The organism is Chitinolyticbacter albus, assembly GCF_024437655.1.
Classification (GTDB): Bacteria; Pseudomonadota; Gammaproteobacteria; order Burkholderiales; family Chitinibacteraceae; genus Chitinolyticbacter; species Chitinolyticbacter albus.
The window spans coordinates 1-16,702 of sequence record NZ_JANBVF010000045.1 but is presented as its reverse complement, the minus strand read 5'-3'; the positions used below and the strand labels follow the sequence as shown (position 1 = coordinate 16,702).

8 protein-coding genes are annotated in these 16,702 nt (G+C 58.7%); 2 read left to right on the top strand and 6 right to left on the bottom strand.

Annotated elements, in window-relative coordinates:
* Positions 1 to 76: 76 nt before the first annotated feature.
* The 4 genes from NLI84_RS17390 to NLI84_RS17375 all read right to left on the bottom strand — a co-directional run bounded on the left by NLI84_RS17390 (position 77) and on the right by NLI84_RS17375 (position 13,931).
* Entirely contained in the window at positions 77 to 2,674 is a 2,598-nt protein-coding gene (locus tag NLI84_RS17390) for a type VI secretion system Vgr family protein (RefSeq protein ID WP_255992054.1), read from the bottom strand.
* Positions 2,675 to 3,643: 969 nt separating this feature from the next.
* Positions 3,644 to 6,049 carry an AAA family ATPase gene (locus NLI84_RS17385; protein WP_255992053.1) on the bottom strand — a complete coding sequence of 802 codons (2,406 nt, stop codon included), beginning with the start codon at positions 6,047 to 6,049 and terminating at the stop codon, positions 3,644 to 3,646.
* A 568-nt stretch (positions 6,050 to 6,617) separates the two neighbouring features.
* On the bottom strand, positions 6,618 to 8,891 hold the full coding sequence (locus NLI84_RS17380) for an nSTAND3 domain-containing NTPase (RefSeq protein ID WP_255992051.1): 2,274 nt from the start codon (positions 8,889 to 8,891) through the stop codon (positions 6,618 to 6,620).
* 18 nt (positions 8,892 to 8,909) lie between these two features.
* The gene (locus NLI84_RS17375; protein ID WP_255992050.1) at positions 8,910 to 13,931 is read right to left on the bottom strand and encodes a DEAD/DEAH box helicase; all 5,022 of its coding nucleotides are present in this window, start codon (positions 13,929 to 13,931) and stop codon (positions 8,910 to 8,912) included.
* Positions 13,932 to 14,224: 293 nt separating this feature from the next.
* Here NLI84_RS17375 and NLI84_RS17370 point away from each other — a divergent pair, with 293 nt between their 5' ends.
* Complete coding sequence (locus NLI84_RS17370) at positions 14,225 to 15,238, top strand: DNA-binding protein (protein WP_255992049.1); 1,014 nt, start codon at positions 14,225 to 14,227, stop codon at positions 15,236 to 15,238.
* Here the strand turns inward: NLI84_RS17370 and NLI84_RS17365 are convergent.
* Positions 15,208 to 15,471 (bottom strand): hypothetical protein, encoded by a 264-nt coding sequence (locus tag NLI84_RS17365; RefSeq protein ID WP_255992048.1) that lies wholly within the window; start codon positions 15,469 to 15,471, stop codon positions 15,208 to 15,210. The two genes, NLI84_RS17370 and NLI84_RS17365, sit on opposite strands and share 31 nt — an antisense overlap.
* Before the next feature lie 218 nt (positions 15,472 to 15,689).
* On the opposite strand from NLI84_RS17365, the gene NLI84_RS17360 reads away from it, so the two are divergent.
* Complete coding sequence (locus NLI84_RS17360) at positions 15,690 to 16,007, top strand: hypothetical protein (protein WP_255992046.1); 318 nt, start codon at positions 15,690 to 15,692, stop codon at positions 16,005 to 16,007.
* 162 nt (positions 16,008 to 16,169) lie between these two features.
* On the opposite strand, the gene NLI84_RS17355 is transcribed toward NLI84_RS17360, so the two are convergent.
* Positions 16,170 to 16,595 (bottom strand): hypothetical protein, encoded by a 426-nt coding sequence (locus NLI84_RS17355; RefSeq protein WP_255992044.1) that lies wholly within the window; start codon positions 16,593 to 16,595, stop codon positions 16,170 to 16,172.
* Positions 16,596 to 16,702 lie beyond the last annotated feature (107 nt).

Genomic DNA, 16,702 nt, shown 5'->3' with positions numbered 1-16,702 from the left:
CCAGGCACTGTCGGTTTCGTTGTCTTGCCGCGTAGGCAGGAAGGGGGGACTGATCAGCATAAGTGGGTCATCTCGATTATCGAGAGAGGGAATAGCGGCGTTTCAATTTCAGCTCCCCGATAGGGAAGCTCGGTAGCCGGAAATTAAGCTTTGCCGGACCTTCAAAAGTGTAGTTTTTACCTTTCACGCTGAGCTTGCCGGGGGCATGAATCTCGATCTTCCCACCCGATAGCCTGATGTAGGCGCCGCCACAATTGAGCAGCAATTCTTCCTTGGCGGCGACTGTGAGCGTTTCTTTATTCGCATAGACGCGGACGTTCTTGTCCCCGACGATCTCCACATCGCCAGCTTGGGCGTGCATGTTCACGTGCCCCTTGGCGGCAATCAGCTTCAGGTTCACCTTGTCCGCCACCCCTTGCACGAACAGGCTGAGCTTGCTGCCGACGTTGTGCACCCAGCGCCGTGCAGTGGTCTGCTGGGTATCACGCTGGCTGACCAGGTCGAGGTTATGCCCAGCATTGAGCACCAGTTCATTCGGCGTGGTCAGGGCAATGCCGGCCGGGGCGGTGGCGATCAGGATCGGTTGCTGGCCGGGTTGTTCTTTGGCGCTCTTGCCTTGCTCGTCGGTGTTGGAGCCCGCTTCCCAGGCCTTCAGTGCTTCGTTCAGGTGATCGAGGTGGCCTGCGCTGGCTTTGGCTTGTTTCGCCCCTTCGATATCCAGCGTCTCCGGGCCGATCTCAGTGGGGTCGGCCAGTTGATGCTGCGCGGTGTCGGACAGGGTCTGCGCCAGTTGCTGCGCCGCTTCGAGTTGGGCTTGCGCCTGTTCGCGATCCAGCTGTTTACCGCTGGCGCCGGATTTGGCTTCGGTACTGAGCAGCAGGCCTTGCGCGGCGCGGAGGGCGCCGTGGCGGTCGGTTCTGAGTTCGAAGCCGTCGCCACGCGGTTCGGCCTTGCCCTCGGTTCTGGGGTGGGCCAGGTAACCCTGGTTCAGCTGGGTCTTGCCATGCTCGGACGAGAGCTTGGTTCTGACTTCACCCTGGGTGTCGTCGAACAGCAGCTCGCCATACTGGCTGCCCTGATATTCCTTGGACTTGATGCCGGAGAGCGTCTTGTTCGCCGGCAGGTTGCCAGCGCCAGAGAAACTGGGGGGCGGATGGCTGCCGTTGTAGACCACGCCCTTGATCACTGGCCGGTCGACGTCGCCTTCGATGAAGTCGACCAAGACCTCTTGCCCCACTCGGGGGATGAACTGGTGCCCCCAGGCGACGCCCGCACTGGGGTAGATCACCCTTAGCCAGCAACTGGAGCGCTCGTCGAGGTTGGCACCGAACTCGGGATGTTCCTGGCCACGCTGCCAATGGAACTGCACTTTGACCCGGCCGTGCTCGTCCGTGTGGATTTCTTCACCCGCCGGGCCGACCACGGTGGCGGTCTGCACGCCCAGCGAGGTGGGCTTGGCGCGGTGGCTGTCGTCATAGCGCGGCGGCAATGGGATACCACGGCGCTGTGCTTCGAACTGAGCCACGAAGGGTTGCGGTGTCTCGACGCCTTGCTTCAGAAACTTGAGCAGGTCGCCTGGGAGATTGTTGTTCGCCGTGAAGCTCAGCTTGCTGGCGACGAATTCACGCTGCTCTGGCGCGTCGGCGTCATGCAGCGGGTGGTCGGTCAGGGCAAACCATTCCCCGACCTTGAGCTGGCGCAGCGTGCCGCTACCGCGGAAGTACTTCTTCTCGACGTCGAACGCTTGCTGGCGAATCTGCGCATAGCGCGACAGCTGCTCGGCATCGCCGGCGTAGTACAGCGACTGCGGATCGTAGTTCTCCAAGGAGGACTGTGCCTGCTCGCCGCCCGCGCCCTGGTCCACTGCGGTGTCTTCGGACACTTGCTGAGTGAGCACCGGTTTGTAATCGAAGCTGGCCAGCGATACCTTGGTCGGTCCCAGCTGCCGCGCGCTGGTCCAGTCGGTGATGCTGTCCGCTGCTTCCGTCGCGTCGGCGCGATGGAAACGGGCTGAGCCCTGTTCGGCCTGGGGGAGTGCATAGGGATCGTCAAAAGCGACCAGCGTGACCTTAGGCGTGTCACCGGACTCGTGTTCGAAACGATAAGCCAGGCCTTCCTCGGCCAGTAGCCGGCTGATAAAGGCAAAATCGGATTCGCGATACTGCAGGCAGTAGGAACGGGGAGCGTAGGTTTGCTTCAGGTCGAATCGGATGGCAAACGACGCGCCGAACACTGGGTTGCTGCCGATGTGCTCATCCACCACCGCCTTGATGATCTCGACCGGGGTCTGGTCTTGGAATACCCGGCTGGTACGGCGGTGTTGCAGCAACGAGAACGGCGGCTCGATGGTCAGGCCGTATTTGGCAAAGCCGCCGTCCGACGGCAGCGCCTGAGCGCGGGTCACCACCCCACAGCGCACGACCGTGCCGCCTTCCGCTGTCAGAATACCCAGCTCGGCCGGCAGACCCAGCAGCGATTTGAGTTCCAATCCGACATCGGGCGATAGGCACTCCACCACGTAGCGATAGGGCTGGGACAGCGCTTCCTCACCGGACACCGATTGAGGCAGCAGTTGCTCGCCAAAACTGGCCCCGTCACCGAGGTGCAGCGTGACCAGCCGTTGTTCCTGGGTGAAGGCCGCCGCGAACGAAGCCAATAGCTGATGAATATCCATGCTTTTGCCGACACAACTTGTCAGAGAGAAAGCATGCTATCAAGCATCATGCTGTTCGCCTAACCTGGGTGTACCGGTATTGGGCCGGTCACGATGAACGGTAGGAACCCCCAGACTGGCGAAGTGTGTCGCCAGCACCTTGTTCGCCACACTGCCACGCTCATGTCACGTCATCTCAACCCACAACCCGTCCTGCTGTTTGTGCGACTGCAGCAGCATGCTGCGCAGGCAAACTGCGCCCTGGAGGAACAAGCCTGGCTGGGTTGGAAAGCAGCCTACGCCTTGCGCTGCCCGGCGGGGCATCGCTTCAGCGCCTCGGCCTCTGTGCTGCTGCACCGACCGATCCAGTGCCCCGAATGCGCCCAAGCTGCATTGCACGCCCAGCTGCAGTCGCTGGCCGCGCAACGTGGGGGCCAATACCTCGGCCCATGCCCTGAGAGCCCCCTACAGCACCGCTTCACTTGCCGCCGTGGTCGCACGCTGCAAATGCTGGCGCAAAGGGCGCTGGCCGGTACCTGGTGTCGGTGCTGCTATGACCCACGACGGGAAAAGCTATCCTGATGCGGATAGCGCTAATGAGAACAGGGAAGCGGACGTGCTGGAGCAGCTCGCTGCGCTGTTCGGTCGCAACCCCGACCCACTGGCGGCCTACCGTATCGACCGGCTGGTCGGGCGCGTGGTGTCATCGTCCGGGCCAAGACGCGCTCCCTGCGCGACATTTCCGGGATACTCCAGGCGCCCGAGGGCGTGCACCTAAGTATTGAAGAGCTGAGCCGGTAGGTTTGACGGATTGCGGCTTTGATCCGCCCCTCTGATGGCTCAGCGCAAGCTTGGCATTCGGGCTTTGTAGCAGAATCACCTAAGGACGAAGACCATCCTGATCGGTACGATTCGGCTGTTCAATTTCGGTTGGCCGGACGCGTAGCTCTGCACGCCCACTGGCATTCTGAAAAGGGGATGAGTGTCCCGCTATCGCCCCGCCCGAAGGTCGAGACCGTCCAGTGCCTCTAGCGTATGAACTACCGACTCCACCAAGTCGGCGTCGAAGTCATCCCTATTTGCCTCTTCGTGAGTCCCCTTGTTGAGATACGTCCACACCAAGTTGACCTCGGGGATGCCAAGTATGCGGCCGAAGGCGGCCACCAGAGCAGGCTTATTGGCGTGGTTGAAGGTGGTAGCGTCATTCAGCCGTTTGAAGAGCGCTTCGCAAAGGTTGCGCAGGCTTGGTTCGGCCCCGACGCCTGCGAGCTGCAGGTTTAACACACCGAGGTCGTGGCTGGCGAGCCAGCGCCATACCTTATCAGACAACATCTCAAGGCCCTGTCGGCATGACGCCAGCGCTTCCCGGTTGTCCAGCGCATCCTTGAATGCCCGAGCCCTCACCACGTAGTTCCGACTGGGAACATTGCCGGTCACTCGGGGCTGGTAGTTGCCAGTGTGATGGCGGAACAAGTACACCTGACAATCGTTGCGACGTTGCGCGGGGAGATGCTGCTGGATGTCCTTGATGAATTCGTTGCTATGGCAGGTGACGATGAGCTGGGTATCCATGAAATGGTCGCTTTCGAAGATCGTCTCGCGAATACCGCTACGATGGTCATGGTCGATAGCGTTGATGGCGTCGTCGAAGACGATCAGCGGGCTCTGGATACTCTGGCCCTTGGCAAGCAGAATCGCCAGACCCAGACATCGAATATGGCCCTCACTGAGGATGCGAAGAGCATCAACTCGAACCTGCGGGTTCCCTCTGAAGGCAATCTCGATTTTCTGCTCGGCAGTAAGTGGCAGGTACAGGGCCGCAAGCTTATCCGCGTCCAAGTCGTTGCGATTGAACTCGTTGTAGAGGTTCATCGCTGCGTCGTTCAGACCCGCCATCAGATTTCCGGGAAGCTCGTCCCGATAACTCCTCAACATGGCCAAGAAGCGGTCATATGCGCTCTTGATGGGCGTATCACGTTCTATGTCGAGCGCTTCTTGTGCCACGTCCTGAATGAGTGCAGCGTTGTCCACGTCAAAGGCTGCGATGCGGGCTTTGGCCGCGATCACACTGTCGACAAGCTGCTGCCGTTTCAAATCCTGTGCCTGGACGGCAAAACGGAACCCGTTGAGCCCATCGCGTTCGGCGATGTTGTTCTGACGCTCCTGTCGCGCAAGAGCTGATGCCCTATCCTGCTCCTCTGCACGGTCTGCTATGGCCATCAGGTGTTCAAGCGTCACTCGCTCCATAGCAGCTTCTTCCGGATGTGCCGCCGTCGCGGGATAGATGGTTGTCCACCATTCACCAGGGGGTTCTGCTGGCAGGCCAGCCAAGTAATGGCCTACCGTTGTATCTTGCTTCTCATGGGAGGCAAGGAAGGCGGACAGAACGGCAAGTTGCCGCCGCAGTTCTCGCGACCCGGCGGCTACCTTGGCCTGCGCTGCTGTCAGTTGCCCCTGTAGCTCCCCAAGTGCCTTCAATTGGATCAGACCGGCCGCTGCCTTCTCGTACGGATTGGCCTGGACTTCAGCCAGCGGGGTATCACAAGCCGGGCAGTGGCCATCCTCACTGGCCTGTAAGGCCAGTACGGCGGTGTATAAGTCCTTGAACGAAACTTGGCTGCTGCGGGCTTGAAGCTGCGCAGCGATGCCGGCACCCTCTTCATAACTCCGGTGTAGCGCCTCGAATGCGTCCATCAGACCTTGTCGAGACAGCCCAATTGCCGCTGGCGGCATGGCGTTCACGATGCCTTCCAGCTCTTGCAGGCGTCCAGGTGCTTCCGCGGTGCCAATGAGCGCCTTCAGCCCCGCATACGTCATCCCCTCCGAGTGCGTAAGTGCCACCGCGGCTTCTTCATTGGCCAAGCTCAACAACGCTTGAGCTTCGCCGTTGACCGTCGCCTGATCCGCGATTAAAGCGTTGCGCTTGCCGGTTAAGACTGTGAGTTTGGTTGGGATAAGGGTCAGTTGCTGGTCAATCGACTCGTTGAAATGGCCGACGAATTCGTTGAACTTGTCCATGCCAAACAGCGTGGCGATCAGCTCGGTACGCTGGGCGGGCGGCCTGGCAGCAATTCGGGAGAAGGCGTCGATGCGATTTTTCTCGACGAAGCAGAACCTGAAGGTGTCGGCATTGGCAGTGATCGCTACCTCACGATTCTGATGGTCAGTCGCGCGTAGGACGGGTGGCTCAAACCGCCGTGCATGGAGGTTGGCAAGGTAGGCGCGTCCCTCAATGCGCTTGGACTCGGCCTCTTCGACGGCCCCCAAAAGTCCGTACTCCAGGCCTTCGCAAAGGCTAGTTTTGCCGCTGCCGTTCGGGCCATAGAACAGGATGATGCGCTTTTGTAGATCAAACGGTTCGGGGGTGCGAAAGCCCCGGAAGGGACCAATGGTCATGCTCCGTAGGCGCCGCCAAGGCCAGGTACCATCCACAGCTATTGCCTGGATGCCGGGCGGCCCGTCAGGTGTTTGAGCCAAGGTCGTCCGCGCATGATTCACTAGAAAGCTGGAGCGCTGACTGCGCTACCGTGACGTTCCTTCCAATGCGTCAAAGTTCGCCAACACGAGATTGGCGAGGCGCCGCACGTCAGATGGAGCCTCGACTGCGGGTTCGTGCAACCAAGTAACGAACCGCTCGAAGTCATGCTTGGCAGAAGACATAGTTCCCCCTGAATGTCTTTGGTTCCTGCAGCCTCGGAACGGCTAGCGCGGCGATGGCAGCCGCCGAGCGCTACGCCAAGTCTCATACAATCTTAGACGTATGAGTCGCATGGAACATGCCACGTACATTTGTTTGGTTTGGCTGACTAGGCCATGCATACGCCAGGACTGCCGCTGACGGCATAAACCATGGGGAGCGTTCTCTGATGCCGCGCTGATTGCCGGTGTCGATCAATCCACATCTAGCCGGTTCGGCCAACGGTTCTAGCAAGCCGAGGGCCGCTATTACGCAACCGCTACACTGCTATTCATCAACGTCGCTGAAGATTGAGCGACCACCCTGCTGCTCGCGCTGCACAGCTCGGGGGACGCTGTTAAAGAAGCTGGTCTCTTCTTCCTCGCTGGACTTCTCGGCTTCTACGTCCTTCTTGGCTTGTTCCAAGTCGGCTATCAACCCGCCATGCTTCTCTTCGAAAACCCAATCAGCCTCAGCCAGGTATCGGATGTTGTCGAGGAAGTCCGTGACCTCTTCGAATTGGCTGTCAATGTCGCCATCCGGGTCCGCTTCCCTCAGACATTTGACGATCTTCTCTGCAATTTCCGAGTCCAGCTTGGCCAGCAGGCCGGCAGTCAGATGCATCAGTTCCGAAGGCCGGAACATTGCGAGGATGCTGTCGTTTTGAACAAATGAAGCGTCGAGAGAGTAGAGGGCACCGTCGTTAAGCATGGAGACTGTCGCCTCGCGCACTTCGTTAGTGAGTAACCCCATCTCATGAGCCACGGCTCGAAGGCGAACTTCTTGCCGCCAACGGAGACGGCGCCAAGACGGATACTTTCCCTGTCGGCCAAGAACATCGGGGGCACGCCGCAATACCTTCTCTACCAAATCCCTGGGGAGCCGGTGGTTCAGGAACTCAAACAGCTGTTCGTTCGCACCTTCTTCATCAGGAGTTTCTAATAACCGCCCGATGAGCGCATCACTGCTGCTAAGTGGAACCACGACAGCATCGCGAACAGAAGGCGCCCCCTCACAAATCACCTCAGTGAGTAGGGTGTCTAGCCCTGCACCCCGCACGTAGACGTCAATCAAGTCCGGTCGCTTGCTCAGGATCGCGCTGATGGCATCGGCAAACGTCGGGTGCCAGAAGGCCCAGTATTCCTTGCCGTCATTCCGGCGGACGACAAAGGAGCCGGCAAGTTGCTGCAGGGCCTGAGTCATGTTGGCCTTCGCCACGCCGTAGCTTGCTGCCACTAAGGCAGCTTCATCCTCGGGGAGCAGGTGGACAGGAAGTCTGGATCGAGTGAGGAATACCAATGTAAGAGCAGCTTGCTGCTCTGGCATCAGTTCCTTGAACGTCTGCACTAAAAACTCCTGCGGGTCTGCAACGAAGCGCAGCAGGTCGTCTGGGAGCTTTTTGATGTTCCCTGTGTAGTCCTTGTCACCTAGGCGTCGCGCAAGCTCCGGCAACAGGCTGGACTCCGCTGAAAGTTTCGGCAGGTGGTCCTTAATCTCTGCCTTCCATGTAGGGGGCTGGGTGCCTGCCTTCAGGTGGTTATAAAGAATCTGTTCGCGCTCTGACTGCGTCAATTTTCCGACGTTGACGACTGCCACGCTTGTTGTCAGGAGAGGGTGGTTCCTGGAACCCAGTCGGGGCTCAGCATCTTTCCAGATGTGCGTGCGGGACGTGAGGATGAAATGACAGCCATGGTCAAGCGCTGCCTTGAGTTTCGGCATGAACTCAATCCAGGCATTGACATAGTCCGGCATCAGCAGATTTGCGCCGAAGGCATCGTCGACCCAGAACAGCCGCTTGTTGTCGTTAGGATTCCAGTGTTGCTTCAGCTCCATGGGTCCGTCGCACTTGAATACCTGCACGCCGTTCGTGTCGGCGGCCATCATGGCTAGTATGGCTGCTAAGGTAGACTTCCCCGTTGCCGGAGCCCCGAGAAGTAGCACTAGCTTGTGCTGCGCCAAGATGCGCACTGCGGCTCGGTGCGGCTCCGTCGGGACATAGACGTTGAGGGCCTTGCGATGATCACCCAGCAGCGCGAGGGTCTGGGCGGCGCACCGCTCGTCCAAAATGGTGGATAGGTCCCCCAGCCCATAGACGCGAGGAACCAGCGCACGGAGGCGCGGACTCGCCTTGATCTTGCCAAGCAGCCACTCTTTGCCGACGACGTGGGGCTCTGCTACACCTTTAGCCGATAGCTGTTCGCGGACTTGGCGCGCGACATCTGCGTCCACCCCCATACTGGTGATGAAGTAATAGACGCTTGCCATCTGCTTAGCGACGAGCTGCTCGACGTGTTCGAGTTCGCTGGAAATGTCAGCTGGTCGCAGACGTTGTTCGGGCTTGCTGGAGAACTTGCACTGCACCGTACCCACCGCTTTGAGCCCACCAGGACTCTTCACGAGGAACACTGCGTCCTGCCCCCCGTCTTGCGCTTCGCGATACACCGAAACCGTGGCCTTTAACTCTTCCTCCATGACCTGCGCGCACAAGTCCTGGAAGGCCTTCCAGCCCAGTGTGTGGAGCGCGAAATCGACGTGATACGCCTGCGTTTCAAAGGTGGACATCAGCGCGACTTCTCAGGTTCAGTTGGTTGCCGGCGCGATGTCGAGCTTGGGGAGTGAGCGCACGATTTTCATGGTTTCCAGGCTAACCGTGACCACGCGTTGGAAGAGCTCCAGCGGATAGCGTGGATTGCCCATGGTTTCGACAGCCCAATCATTGGCATCGTTAACGATGCCGCTGTCCTTGTCGGTCTTGACACACTGGCGCTCAACCACCCAGTCCAGGGCCGGCTTGCCGTTGACGACGTAGTCGTAGGCTTCCAGCGGGATGCCGGTCAAGGTGATTCGGTCGTTGTAGTGCAGGGTCGTCAGGTCCTTGCCTTTGCCCTTGCCGTAGCGCATTTTCTCGACCCGGTAGTCGGCGTCGGTGAGCTTCTTGCCGCCGCTGTCGATCTTCAGCGGGTAGGGCTCGATGCTCTCGTAGTTCAGGTGCAGCTCGGCGAGCTTGCGACCTGCATGGGAGAAGGCCCAGAAGTCGGCCGCCGTCTTCACCCGCGGGATGCGTGGCAGTTCCTTGCCCAGATTATCGGCGAAGCGCTCCCTGTAGTCGGACGAGTGCAGCAGGCCGTAAACGTAGTAGAAGATGTCTTCGCGGCTGATGGACTCATCAGAGTAGGCGGACTGGAAGTGTGCCAACCCCTCGGCCGTGATGGCATCGCGGCGCTTGGCTATCGGAGCTGGCGCCGACTTGTCCTCCGTGTCGAACAAGGCCGATTGCTTCGAGCTGGTTTCCGCCGCGTCGGCTTCCGGATCGTCGTACAGGTACAGCGGGAAGTATTGCGAGCCCACCATGTCCACGGCGTGCAGGCTGGCTACATGGTCGCTGATGAACACCGAATAGGCGCTGCGCGAATCTGACGCAGATACTCCGATCACCACGTTCTTGGCCGCGGCGTCCGGGAAGAAGCGCAGCATCTGATAGAGGCGCTCATTGAAGCGACGGTTGTAATACAGCCATTGCTTGTTGAAGGGGCGATAGATGCTCGGCATAAGGCAACGCTGGTCAAGCTCGAAGCGCGTGCCCTTTGCCAGTTCCTGCTTCAGGCTATGAGTCCAGGCTATTTGCGTTGCATCTGGATTGATGAAATCGTCGACCCGTGCTTCCCGCTGCCGCCTAGCCAGGCCAGGAAAACTGCGGTTAAAGCGCTCTGCCTCCGCGTTGTAGAACACGATCATCCGCGTCATGTTGGCGGCGACACCTGATTTCGATGCGTTATAGGCCCATGTGTCACGCCCGGTAGCGATACCCAAAGAGAAGTTCTCAAACAGCTTGGGACCGTCGCCCTTCTTGTCTCCGAGTGGGATGTGCTCCGTAAAGCTCTCGTCTCGCTGCCTCAACCAGTCGCCATGTACATCGGGCGTGATTGCCTGCCAGCCTTTGGCTGCAGTGATACCGGCAATGCTGCTCAGGGACTCGATCTTGGCCAGTTTCTCCTCTCTGCTCAAGTAGTCGCCGATGTCGTGGAAGTAGATTTGTCCGTGTTGCTTTGCGGCCGGGTTCCTGACGAGCAATGAAATGGCGATGGGCGCTCGGCTGCCGCTACCGAAAACCTTGCCGCCTTCCTTGCGAGACATTTCACCGGCAGTGCGCTGATTTCCCCGCAGGTGGAAAACGTACATGCTGCTGAATTCGTCGGCCAAGCATTTACGCATTCCATCTGAGGACTTCGAGTCCAAGAAGCCGGCGTTCGTTACGAAGCCCACGACGCCGCTGCTGCCTATGCGGTCGCTAGCCCATCTGATTGCCCGGATGTAGCTGTCGTAGATATTGCGAACGGACGTCTTGTCAGAGCGCCCCGCATAAGTCTCAGCGATGCGTGAATCCAGATGGGGATAGCCAACGTTCCGGTTGTTGTCGTTAGCTGTGTCTTGTCCAACGGAATACGGCGGATTGCCGATGATGACCCGGATGTCCAGCTTCTTCTGCCGCTTGCGCCGCGCGCTGTTGTCCACGAGCACGGCATCGACCAAGTCTTCCTTCTCGTACATCTGGAAGGTGTCGGTCAGGCAGATGCCCGCGAAAGGCTGGTACTTGCCACCCACGATGCTGTGATAGACCGCCTCGATGTTGATGGCGGCGATGTAGTAGGCCAGCAGCACTAGCTCATTGGCGTGGATTTCGTGCTTGTACTTGTGGGCTAGGTGCTCAGGCGCGATCAGTCCGCTCTGCAGCAGGCGGGTGATGAAGGTGCCGGTGCCGGTGAAGGGGTCGATGATGTGGACGCCCTTGCTGCCGAGCGTCTGGCCGAACTCGGTCTCCAGGATGTGGGCGACGCTGTGGATGATGAAGTCCACCACCTCGACCGGCGTGTAGACGATGCCCAGCCGCTCGGTCATCTTCGGGAAAGCGTTGCGGAAGAACTTGTCGTACAGCTCGACGACGATCTTCTGTTTGCCCGCCGCGTTGTCGATGCCCTGGGCACGCATCTTCACGCTGTCGTAGAAGCGCTGGAGGGTATCCGCCTCTTTGTCCAGCCGGTGCTCCTGCAGCACGTCGAGCACGCCCTGCATGGCGAGCGACATGGGGTTGTGCTGGGCGAAGCTGTAGTCCTCGAACAGTGCATCGAACACTGGTTTGGTGATGAGGTGCTGAGCCAGCATCTCGATGACCTCGCCATCGCTGATGCTGCCGTTCAGGTCGTCGCGCAACTCACCGGCGAAGGTGCTGAAAGCAGCGCGCTCCTTCTCGTTGGCTGGGTCCTCAACGATGCCGGTGATGCGGTCGATGTGAGTGCGGGCAATCTTGGCAATGTCATTGGCCCAGTCTTCCCAGTGGTGGCGATTGCCCACCTTTTGAACCAACTTGGCATAGATGGCTTTCTCGATTTCGCCAATCTCGAACTCAAGCGTCATCTGGTCTTCTTTGCCTGGGCGCTTGGGCACCGCTTCGCCGATGGTGAAGCCGCCCTTGCCTGCATCCTTGTTCTTGGGCCCTTTCGCTTTCTCCTGCTTCTTTTGAATCTTGTCGGTGATGGCGATGACTTCCATCTTGCTGGTGTCTTTGCCGATCAGGTCCAGCTTGTTGACCATCGCATCGAAGCGGTCGTCGTGCGAGCGCAGTGCCTGCAGCACCTGCCACACCACGGCATAGGTCTTGTTGTCATTCAGCGCATCATGTGGCTCCACGCCGGCAGGGATGACTACCGGCAGGACGACGTAGCCACGCTTCTTGCCGGGCGCGTTGCGCATCACACGGCCAACCGACTGCACCACGTCCACCTGGGAGTTCCTTGGGGTCAGGAACAGCACGGCATCCAGCGCCGGCACGTCGACCCCTTCGGACAGGCAGCGTACGTTGCTGAGAATGCGGCAGGTGTTGTCGGCGGCATCGGCCTTCAGCCAGGCAAGCTTTGCTTCCTTCTCGCTGGCGTTCATGCTGCCGTCCACATGCTCGGCTTCGCAGGCCAGCGTCGAGGCGGGCTCGCCCTCCTCGGACGCCTGGTAGGCCTCGACCACCGCCTGGAACATGCCTGCGATGTTCTTAGAGCTGACCTTGTGGGTCTTCGCGCCCTTGTTCACCTCGATGACCTGGCAGAAGGCAACGGCGCGCTTCATGGCCTCGTGGTCGCTGTTCAGTTCGTCGGCGAGTCCCTGTTTAGCGAGGGCCTTCCAGCAGCCGATGATCTTGGCCGCGTCGTCCACCTTGAGCTGGTTGTTCTCGTCCTTGAGCAAGGACTGGATGCGGCGGCTGACATGGCTTTCCTCCACGGACAGCACGATGACCTTGTAGTCCACCAGCAAGCCACGCTTGACGGCCTCGGAGAAAGTGATGACATGAAGCTCCCGGCCGTAGAGCGCTTCGTCGTCCATTGAGCACAACGCCACGCTGTCCTGTTCGGCTTTGGCTTTGGCACTGTCTCCGTAGATGCGCGGCGTGGCCGTCATGTAGAGACGCTTTGTCGAATGGATGAAGTCCGCGTCATGGACTTTTACGAAGGTGCTTTCGTCCTCATCGCCAAATGTCGCGCCTGTAGTTCGATGCGCTTCATCACAAACGATGAGGTCGAAGTGACCCAAGCCGTGGCTCTTCTGCGCACGACTGATGACGTCGATGGAGTGGTAGGTGCTGAAAACGACGCTCATGTGTGCGTCATCGTGTCGTTTGGCCAGCTCTGAGGCCAAGCGGGCTGGCTCGGTGGTGGCGGGGTACCGCAGCTCATGCGCGAAGGTCTGGACGCTGTCGTCGTCCTTCTTGCGCTTCTTTCCTACGTCGCTGTCGGAACAGACCGCGAAGCTGTGCAGCGGAACCGCGCTTTCTTGAGTCCATTCCGTGAGGGTCTGGGACAGCAATGACAGGCTGGGCACGAGGAAGAGCACGCGCTTGCCACTGCCTGCCAAGGCTTCAGCGATCTTCAGACTGGTGAAGGTCTTGCCCGTGCCGCAGGCCATGATGAGCTTGCCCCGGTCGGCGATCTGCAGCCCCTTCAACGCGGCATCGACGGCCTGCCGCTGATGCGGGCGCAGCTCTTTTCGCGCCTTCAGGGCGGGAGCGATCTTGGGCTGGTACTGGGTCCAGTCGATCTGGCTGTTCTCCAGATCGTTTAAGTCGATTTTGCTGATAGGGGGCTGCTGGTCGCGCAGCGCATCCTCTGCGTGGGTGCTCCAGTGGTTGGTGGTACTGACGATGAGGCGGTGAGCGAAAGGCTTCTTCCCCGAGGCGGTGAAGAAACTGTCGATGTCGCTCTTCTGCAGGCGATAGTCTTCGGCGTACAACTTGCACTGGATCGCGTGAATTTCGCCGGTCCCGCTGGTTCGTGCCACCAGGTCGATCCCGGCGTCCCGCCTGTCGAGACCTTGCAGTTGAGCCCAGTCGGCGTACGTCCAGACATCGCTGTAAAGGTCGCGATAGGTCGCTTCGTTGCGGAGGTAACAGAGCATTAGCTCTTCGAAGTATGCGCCCTTCTCGCGCTCTGACTGGGAGGATTGTCGGAAAGTGTTCAGCAGCGAGGTGAGAGAGGTCATATCTATCAGCACGGTTCGGTTCTGGTTGTGCCGGGCATTTTGCCTGCCGGGTCCAATCTTGTCCTGATGGAGTGCGCTCATCGAACGGTTACGCGAGGAGTAACTGAATAGCTAGGCTTCCGACATAACGCGACGGACCGAGTTGGCGGTACACATAAATAGAACGTTGAGGACTTTATCCGCTAGTTTTCCACGCCAGATCGAGACTCGTACCGATTCTGAGTGGATTTTCGGGCTGAGCACCCCATGAGGCGTGATAACTCTTGATTATCACGCCTTTATTTTGTTCTGTTTTTCTGCTTTCTGTCGGAAGTTTATAGTATGTAAATACATGCTACGTATCATGTTATGAAATTTCACTCACGAGGCGGAACATGGCACGCAGCGGTATCTACAAGTCCGAAGTTCAACGCGCCCGCGACGCGCTGCTAGCCCAAGGCAAACATCCTTCGATCGACGCAGTACGGGTCGAACTGGGAAATACCGGCTCCAAAACCACCATCAGCCGTTACCTGAAGGAGTTGGAAGGGGAAGAAGCGGGCCTGCAAGGCCGCGCCGTGGCCATCAGTGAAGCGCTACAGGATTTGGTCGCTCGCCTGGCCGTGCGCCTGCACGAAGAGGCTGATTCGCGGATCGCCGAAGCGGCCAAACGGCACGAGGACAGGCTAGCTGTACAAACCGCGGCAATGAACGAGCTGCAGCAACAGGTCGCTAAGCTCGAGGACCAATTGAAATCGGTAAGAGAAGTACTCCAAGCTGAGCAGGCAAATCACGGCATTACACGCGAGCAACGTCAGACCGCCATCCTTGCCAACTCCCAGCTCGAGCAGCAGGTGCGCGATTTACATGAACGCCTGACTGAAAACGCTCGTCATGTGGCCTCGCTCGACGAAAAACACCAGCATGCCCGCGACGCGCTGGAGCACTACCGCAACTCGGTCAAGGAGCAGCGAGACCGTGATCAGCGCCAGTACGAGCAGCAGTTACAGCACCTGCAGCTCGAAAACCGGCAGCTGCGTGATGGCCTGATCGGAAAAGGAGAAGAGGTCATTCATTTGAATCGCGAAGCGGTCCGCCTAGCATCGGAGCTGCAACAACTCAATGAGCAACGGCGGAGGGATGAGGTGACTCAGACCGGGCTCAACAAAGAGCTGGAGGGTCTTCGCCAAGTGGCACGCGACCACGATGTGCTTAACAGCAAACTCCAACGCTGCGAGCAGGATGTCGAACAGTTGGCTAGTGAGCGCGATCAATACCGATCGACCATTTCGGTGCTGGAAGGACGGCTGCACGGCAAAGATATTGAAATCGCCGAGGCGCGAACCCGCTTGGTAACGCTTGAGCAGGTTGCAACAGGTCAGAATGAAGTCGCAGGACGCAATTTATAGAACGGACGTCCACATAAAAATTCTTTAAAATCATGTACATCCAGGCGATGTGTATAGATTTTCCCTTCATCCCGGCATAACCCCGCGTAGTCATCCATCTTGCTGAAGCCAGCTCGATAGTTACTGATCGCTCCGTGCGAAACGCCCACGCGCTTAGCCAGCGCATAGTCCGATTCGATGCCTAGCGCGGCCTTTGCTGCGTCCAGGTAGTCGCCCATGGTCTTGACGTTCATTTTTCCTCGCAATCGATCCTAGGCCCCTTAGCGGACCGGGAATTGGGTTTCAGCGATGGTGGATACCCACTGCTGGTGTTGGGGCCGCCCGTCGCTTGCATCGCAAGCGACGATGCGGACCTTGAATAAAGCCGACAAATGGTCGGCTTTATTCATTGGTGTTTTTATGAATTTAATTATAATTGTCTTATTGGTGTGACATGTCACGGAAAACAAAAATGGCAAAGCACTCGCAAGACTCCCATACCCTCGAATTGCCAGGTTTGCCAGCGATTGCGCAGCGCGGTCGGCCGACCGTTGGTGAGCGCGCAATGACGCCTGCGGAACGCAAGCGTCGATCGCGCTCGATGGCCCGGCAACGGGCCGCAGCGAACTACCAGGAACGGCTGCCGGTGGATTTTTCCTGCACGGTAGATGCGGACACCAAAGCGCGCCTAGCGCAGTTTGCCGTGGCCAATGACCTGGATCTGGGTCGCGCCCTGGATCGGCTCATGGAGCTGCTGGCCGATGCCGGCGTCGTTGGCAAGACAGCCTAAACTGATCGAGCCCCGGACCTTTCTGCAAGCCGAGCAACGTATCAACCGCAGCGGATGGTGCCGAGCGCATGCCGTCCCTTGCCCGTAGGGTCGCCGGGTCAATCCCCGGCGAGGACATGCGCGAAAGAAATAAGCCGGCATTCGCCGGCTTATTGTTTGGATTTAGCCCTTTATCGCTTTGAGTATGAGTCTGGTCACGAGAAGTGCCGACCCGGCATTGTTGCCGATGTATATTGTGTCTGCCGGACTCTCCCCGATTTCTGATGTCACCCCATGCGTTTTGTATTCGATTCTTGATATTTCGACATCTTCGTTCTTGGCGTCTTTCACGCTAACCACAACAAATGACGTCCAGTTATTGCCTGGGTCATCCCACTTGAACTCGTTCGATATTTTTATCGATTTACCGGCTATTTTCACGAGAAGAGAACCACCTTTAGCCTCCGCGTCCAGAGTCTCGCCCCAGTAGTCGTTGCCGAAAAGTCCTAGCACGTACTCAATGAGTCCATCGAACTGTTTGCGTGAAGCTGCGTACTTTTTTGCGGCATCCTCAAGTCCCACTGCTATTTGCTCGCCCTCACTTCTCATCCCTGGTTGCTCCATGACATGTGAGTAACCATCATTAGCAGCCCGCCTCGGTTGAGGCAAGTTAGCTGTCCAGTCCCGGACGATTAACTACGCGCTTAACAAATAAA